The organism is Nocardia sp. CC201C (assembly GCF_030010695.1).
In the GTDB taxonomy this organism is placed as follows: Bacteria; Actinomycetota; Actinomycetes; order Mycobacteriales; family Mycobacteriaceae; genus Nocardia; species Nocardia otitidiscaviarum.
This window is the reverse complement of record NZ_JASCXP010000455.1, coordinates 1-5,877: the sequence shown is the minus strand read 5'-3', so window position 1 is coordinate 5,877 and position 5,877 is coordinate 1. Positions and strand designations below refer to the sequence as shown.

The 5,877-nt window shown below is 67.7% G+C and carries 9 protein-coding genes and 1 pseudogene; 8 read left to right on the top strand and 2 right to left on the bottom strand.

The window, feature by feature from the left end; all coding sequences use genetic code 11:
- Positions 1-156 precede the first annotated feature (156 nt).
- Positions 157-498 carry a hypothetical protein gene (locus QK444_RS31485; protein ID WP_282785713.1) on the bottom strand — a complete coding sequence of 114 codons (342 nt, stop codon included), beginning with the start codon at positions 496-498 and terminating at the stop codon, positions 157-159.
- Positions 499-670: 172 nt separating this feature from the next.
- On the bottom strand, positions 671-1,201 hold the full coding sequence (locus tag QK444_RS31480) for a hypothetical protein (RefSeq protein ID WP_282785712.1): 531 nt from the start codon (positions 1,199-1,201) through the stop codon (positions 671-673).
- A 180-nt stretch (positions 1,202-1,381) separates the two neighbouring features.
- Between QK444_RS31480 and QK444_RS31475 the strand changes: the two genes are divergently transcribed.
- From QK444_RS31475 to QK444_RS31440, 8 genes and pseudogenes are all read left to right on the top strand, one after another.
- Positions 1,382-2,152 (top strand): GntR family transcriptional regulator, encoded by a 771-nt coding sequence (locus tag QK444_RS31475; protein WP_282785711.1) that lies wholly within the window; start codon positions 1,382-1,384, stop codon positions 2,150-2,152.
- Between the two features lie 417 nt (positions 2,153-2,569).
- Positions 2,570-2,947, top strand: a complete 378-nt coding sequence (locus tag QK444_RS31470; RefSeq protein ID WP_282785710.1) for a hypothetical protein — start codon at positions 2,570-2,572, stop codon at positions 2,945-2,947.
- Positions 2,944-3,297: a hypothetical protein gene (locus QK444_RS31465; protein WP_282785709.1), complete on the top strand. Its 354-nt coding sequence runs from the start codon at positions 2,944-2,946 to the stop codon at positions 3,295-3,297. The genes QK444_RS31470 and QK444_RS31465 overlap by 4 nt, the downstream gene beginning before the upstream one ends.
- Before the next feature lie 74 nt (positions 3,298-3,371).
- A complete protein-coding gene (locus QK444_RS31460; protein ID WP_282785708.1) occupies positions 3,372-3,779 on the top strand; it encodes a hypothetical protein in 408 nt (135 codons plus the stop codon).
- The gene (locus tag QK444_RS31455; RefSeq protein ID WP_282785707.1) at positions 3,779-4,111 is read left to right on the top strand and encodes a hypothetical protein; all 333 of its coding nucleotides are present in this window, start codon (positions 3,779-3,781) and stop codon (positions 4,109-4,111) included. The genes QK444_RS31460 and QK444_RS31455 overlap by 1 nt, the downstream gene beginning before the upstream one ends.
- A gap of 14 nt (positions 4,112-4,125) precedes the next feature.
- Positions 4,126-4,371: a hypothetical protein gene (locus tag QK444_RS31450; RefSeq protein WP_282785706.1), complete on the top strand. Its 246-nt coding sequence runs from the start codon at positions 4,126-4,128 to the stop codon at positions 4,369-4,371.
- A gap of 12 nt (positions 4,372-4,383) precedes the next feature.
- A complete protein-coding gene (locus QK444_RS31445; RefSeq protein ID WP_282785705.1) occupies positions 4,384-4,842 on the top strand; it encodes a hypothetical protein in 459 nt (152 codons plus the stop codon).
- 375 nt (positions 4,843-5,217) lie between these two features.
- Positions 5,218-5,877: pseudogene (locus QK444_RS31440) on the top strand (hypothetical protein); the annotation flags it as partial.

Below are 5,877 nucleotides of genomic sequence, written 5' to 3'. Positions count from 1 at the left end.
AATGGAATATTTTAATGGCGGACAATTTAAATTCAACGTCCATTTATGTGTAATTCAAGAATATTCAACAGAAAAACTTTATTCATATCGACGTAAATAAAAAGGCGTATCCGAATTCTATCGGATACGCCTTTTTGCATTATTCGATGCTGAATTTTATTCAGCAACCTTACCTCGCACTCGCCTTTTATCTACATTCTCCCGACGTTCAATTACATTGGATACATCTTGGTCGAACCTTTCCATGAACCAATTTGCCCAGTTGATAAACTCCTTTCGCTGCTCAGCATTAAGGTTCAACTCATCCATTTCCCTTTCGCGCAATTCATCGTTAGCAAGAATATTCACGCGAATAATTGCTGCATTTATCGCTTCGCTTTCGGCGATACTGATTCGATCAAGTCGACGCTTCAATATTTGAATGTAATCCTGAAATGCAAGCAAATCATTTCCGAAGATACGTACGGTGAACGGCTGTACTGAATCCATAAGTCCCATGTCATTTTCTCCTAGCTCGGGTTTGGTATGGTTACTGTTCAGTCTAGCAAGGTTGCGTCAGATGTAATCGAATCAGATAACGTCCCTATCCTTAAACCTGTATACACGTATGCAAGGGTGTACTTATTTGAGGGTGGGGTCGGTGCTGAAATCCCTTGTGCGGCAATGCTTTTCAGTGGGTGATCAGGTCGAGTTCGATCACGCCGCGCGGGCCGGGGCGCACGACTGCGGCGGGCACGCTCAGGTGGGCGGCCAGGACGCCGCGCACCACGGCCAGGTGCTCGGGGGTGGGTCCGTACAGGCGCACGGTGGCCCCTCGGTCGGTGGGGTGGATGTCGAGCAGGGCCGTGGCGGCGGCGGGCAGGCCCAGGCGGGAGAACACGGCGGCGCGGGCGGCGGGGCGGTGCAGGGTGCGCAGGGCGGGCCGGACGGCGGGCAGGTAGGCGCTCTCGTAGTGCGCCCAGCGGGCGGCGGTGGCGCGGTGGCGGGCACGGAGGAAGGCGGCCAGGCCGAGGACGGCCATGAGGGCCAGGGCGGCGGGGCCGAGGGGTCCGGCGACGATTGCGGAGGTGGTTACGGCCATCCAGCCGGTACCGAGAGCCACGAGAATCAGCGGTGCGAATACCTGGGGCGGGGTGCTGGTGTGGGTACGGTGGCGGGGCAATCCGGCGGCGGTGATTACCAGGGCGGTGGTGCTGGGCATGGCGTTCATATCCTCCGTGTGCGCTTGTGTGCGCGGTGCGCACATGACCATTATCGTGTGCGCGGTGGGGGATGCGCAAGCGTTTCAGCCCGGCGTGTGCGCGCCTTGTGCGTGTGCGCGCACACGGTGTTAGCCTGGAATCGACGGACCCGAATCACCTGAGAGAAAGCGCATGGAACCGTGACATCCAACGGAGGACTACAGCGCCCCGAGCCCTTGTGGCTGCAATTGGTGGCGCACTACCGCACCGCGATCAGGACCGGCGAAATCGCTTCCGGAACCCGCTTACCTCCCGTGCGCGAGATCGCCGAACAACACGGGGTTTCGTTCAACACGGTCGGCAAGGTCATGCGCGCGCTGGCCGCTGAGTTCCTGGTGGAGACCAGCAATCAGGGGACCGTGGTCACGTTCGGCCAGGGCGCGACGTTCGGGCCGCGTGAGCGTCTGAGCGTGATGCAGCGCAACCCGGATCGCATCTACCCCTCTGGCGAATCCACCATCGTGGCCTCGGAGGTGACCACCGCGCCCGAGCACGTGGCGGCCATGATGGGCCTGGAGACCGGGGCGGCGGTGGTCCGGCGTGAGCGGGTGACCGTGGACGAGCAGGGGGTACCGGTCACGGCCTCGGTGTCGTGGTTGCCCGGGGACCTGGCCGACGCGGCCCCCGAGCTGCTGACGCTGGAGCCGATCCCCGGCGGTACGCCCGGCGCGATCAAACGCGCGACCGGCAAGGAGCTGAACAAGATGGCGGCCAGCGCCCGCGAGTGCGCCCGCCGCGCCACCGCCGCCGAGGCCGATCGGTTGCGGGTGGCCGAGGGTGCCCCGGTCCTGGCGGGTGAGAACGTCTGGCCCGACGCCGACGGCAATGTCATGGAGTTCGGTCAGTACGTGATCCCCGAGGGCCGGTGGATTCCCGAGGGACCGTGGGAGTGGGCCGACGACACGGCCTAGAAACGTCCGTGCGGCGCGGACACGACGGCCCCCCACCGAGATTCGGTGGGGGGCCGTTTCGTGCGTCTGGTCGGCCGTGAGCGGCCCGCGCGGTGAGCCTGACACGGCGGTCGGACATCCGGCGGGGGTGTCTGGTTGTTGCTGGGGCGGTGCCGAAGGTGCCCGCGGTGCGCCCGCGGCCGTGGGCGCCAGCGGCGCGAGCTCCGTGCATCGGCGCTGGTCACGGTGTCGCGCGGGTGTGTGCGTTCCGGTGGTGGCGGCGGTGCGGGTCGGTTGCTGGGGTGTATGTGCTGGTCGGGGTGGTGTGCGTGGCCGGAAATCATTCGTGTGCGCGTCTTGTGCGCACCGGGTACGCGGCGCACAATGGCGTTTGTGCGTAACGCGCACACGACCGCACACGAATGGAGATCGTTCGATATGCACAGTCAGACACTCCCCCGCCCGGCCCTGGCCCCGGTGGCGCTGGCCCCCTGGCCGACCGCGCCGACGGCCCAGGCCGAGCCCGTCCACCTGGTGGCCCAGTGGGCCATCCGGTTGCCCTCGGGCGCGTGGTGGCGCGATGAGACCGACCGCGCCGCCGACCCCGAGGGCACCGACCCGACCGTGTACCCGTCCCGCACCGCTGCCGAGGCCGCCCGCGCCGCCCTGGTGAAGATCGTGTGCGGCCCGTACGGGGCGCATCGGCGCAACTACCGCCCCCGCATCCTGCGGCGCGCGGTGAGCGCCCCCGCCGCCGGTCACACCCCGGCGGCCCTGAGCGCCTGGCAGGACGCGCCCGAGGCGGTGACCCGATGACGCTCACCCTGCCCCGGTTCCGGCGCGGGCTGCGCGCCCAGCTCGCCGCCCAGGGCCGCCAGATTCGAGACCTGACCGTGGCCATGGACGACACCTTGGATCGGCTCATGGCCACGGCGGGGCCGTACGCGGGCGCGGCGCTGGTGGCCACCGGCCCGGTGACCCATCACCAGTGGTCGCCGTCGCGGTGGCCCTGCCACTACCGGGGTCGGTTGACCCCGGCCGAGGCACACACGCTCATGCAAGAGCACCTGGAATGTGATTGCGCCGCACGGCGTACCGCCCGCGCGGTCCTGATCGGCGCGGGCCGGATGCGCCCGGATTCCCACCGCGCCGAGTCCTACCGATGACAAGCAAGGCCCCGGACATTCTCACCATGCCCGGGGCCTTGCTCCCCCCATCCTCCCAGACAGGAGCAACCCCCATGAACCACACCCCGGCCGACCCCGGCCCCGACCACATCCCCGCTGCGGCCGAACTGGCCATCGACCTGCGCGCCGCCGCGCGGGGCCTGCTGCGCCTGGTCCACGTGCTCACCCGCCCCGACAGCGATTCCGATGCGGTATACGACGCGGCGGCCACCGCCGAAAACGCCATGTGGCCGCTGAAATCCTTGGTGATCGACACCGGCCCCGAACTGGAGCCCCGCGCGCTGGCCGATGAGCTGCGGGCCGATCCGGTGACCGCCGCCCTGCTCGGTATGGCCGAATGGCTGGCCGACACCACCACGCCCACCGACACCGACCCCGAGGCACCGTTGCCCGATCACCTGGAGCCGTTCGTGGTGGCCGACGACGACCGGCCCGAGCATCCCGCCGGGGGGTGGCAGTGATGACCCTGGCACTGCACCGGCCCCGGACCCGTAGCGCCGCACCCGAACCCGACCCCACCGAGGCCCTGGCCGCTGTGCTCGCGGGCGGTACCGCCGAGGTGGTGGGCGCGCTGCTGCGCCTGGTGGACGCCGCCGACCGGGGAGAGATCACCCGCACGGTGGCCGCCGCCGAATCGGTCCGTTCGGAGTTGTCCATCCTCATCGGCTCTCTGCGGGCCGCCGCCACCGCCGGGGCCACCGTGCCCCCCGACACCGCCAGCAACGCACTACGCGCCCACCTGAGCACCGCCACCTACGTGGCGGACCTGGGCATGGGCGGGTGGAACCGATGAACCGAGGACACACCGTGTTGTACCTACAGCGCTACATCGTGGCCCGCCCCGACCCCGAGGGCCTGACCACCTGGCTCGGAGAGATACACGACGACTGGGGCGGGGCCTGCATCGGCCTGGCCGAGGCCCAGGGCTACAGCGAAGCCGAGGGCACCGACCCCGACGCCTGGGCCATCCACGCACTCATGCCCACACCCACCCTGGTGCCCCTTCCCGACGTATACGACCCGCGCGAAATGCACAGCGCACCAACCGAATAGGAGAATCACACGATGACCACCAACACCCCCACCGACCGGCGCGGCCAGGAGTACGACCCCCTGCCCGAGGCCATGACCGCCGAGGCGGCCCGCGCCGAGCTGCTGGGCAACGACTGGGCCGCCACCCACTACGGCGTGACCGTGGTGGACCTCTGCGACCCCGACGACGGGCACCGGCCCGGATTCGTGGCCCTCGGGCACCACACCGACCCCCGCCGGGTGCTCGCTGCCATGAACGCCTTCGCACGCGGGCGGCTGAACTGGGAATCGCTGTACGGCGGCCCCGCTATCGAGGTCTACCCCGGCATCCTTTCCCAGGTAGTCCAACGGTGGGCCACGATGGCCGCGCCGACCGATGACACCGAGGGCTGCCCCGATTACCTGCTCGCGCGGTTCGACTTCCGGCAGACCACCGCCACCCCCGCCACGTTCCCGGTCACTGTCTGGGGGTGGAAAGTCACCAACGAATAACCCGCGGCGACCACCGCGAACGAAAACCGCCGCCCTGGAAGAGATTCCGGGGCGGCGGTCTGTTTGGACACCGAGGACACACTCTGTGTGTGCGTTTGTGTGCGCGCCGCGTGTCGATACGCCAAGATGGGGACCGAGTGTGGTGAGGTTGCCCAGAGAAGTCTGGGCACCAGAGCAGTACGCCCAGAAAGCAGTTCACCCCGCGCCCCAACGTTTGGCGACGTTGATAACAGGCGCGGGGTGTAGACCCGAAGCGGGTGCGCCGTACGGCGCGTCTATGAGGTTACAGGGGATGGCCGACAACCGGCGAAGTATCCCCGCCCCCTCTGGGCGTGTCGCTCACCGCCCCCGCTTCCTGAGACGTTAAGGGAAGCTTTGACCAGCAACGATGGTATCTACTCCGCCGATTTCGTTTTCGAGGACGATGGCGAGTTCGACGCGGAAGTGTCCTACCCGTTCGCCACGGCGCAGCACTGGGTGATGCTGCACCCGGACCTGAACCCGGACGCCTTGCTGGTCTACGGGTTCATCATGTGCCACCTCAATACCTTGACCGGCAAGTTCGTCGGCATTCTGGGCCGCCAGGGCATCGCCAAGCGGTTCGGGCGGTCGGTGGACTGGGTAGACGCCCGGATCAAAGAGTTGGTGGCCATCGGGGCCATGACCAAGCAACACACCTGGTACGTGGACGCCAAGCGGCGCGGGCCTGGCGCGCCCCGGTCCACCGAGCCCATTGACCCCGAGACCGGAGCGAAGCGCGCCCAGGCGTCGAACCGATGGCGGGTGCGGATGAGCCCGCCCGCCGGGGCCGCCCACCCCGGCCCGATCAATATCGGCGAGTACTACCGGCCCGAACGTATCGCCGCGCGGCAGGGGGGGGCCGCTGGGGAGCGGCCCCCCAGTGAGCAGGCAAAACACACCAAAACGGCAGGTGAAGGGGGGGCCGCTGGGGAGCGGCGGGGGGGGGCCGCTGGGGAGCGGCGGGGGGGGGGCGGGGGGGGGGGGGGCGGCGGGGGGGGTGGGGGGAAAAACCCC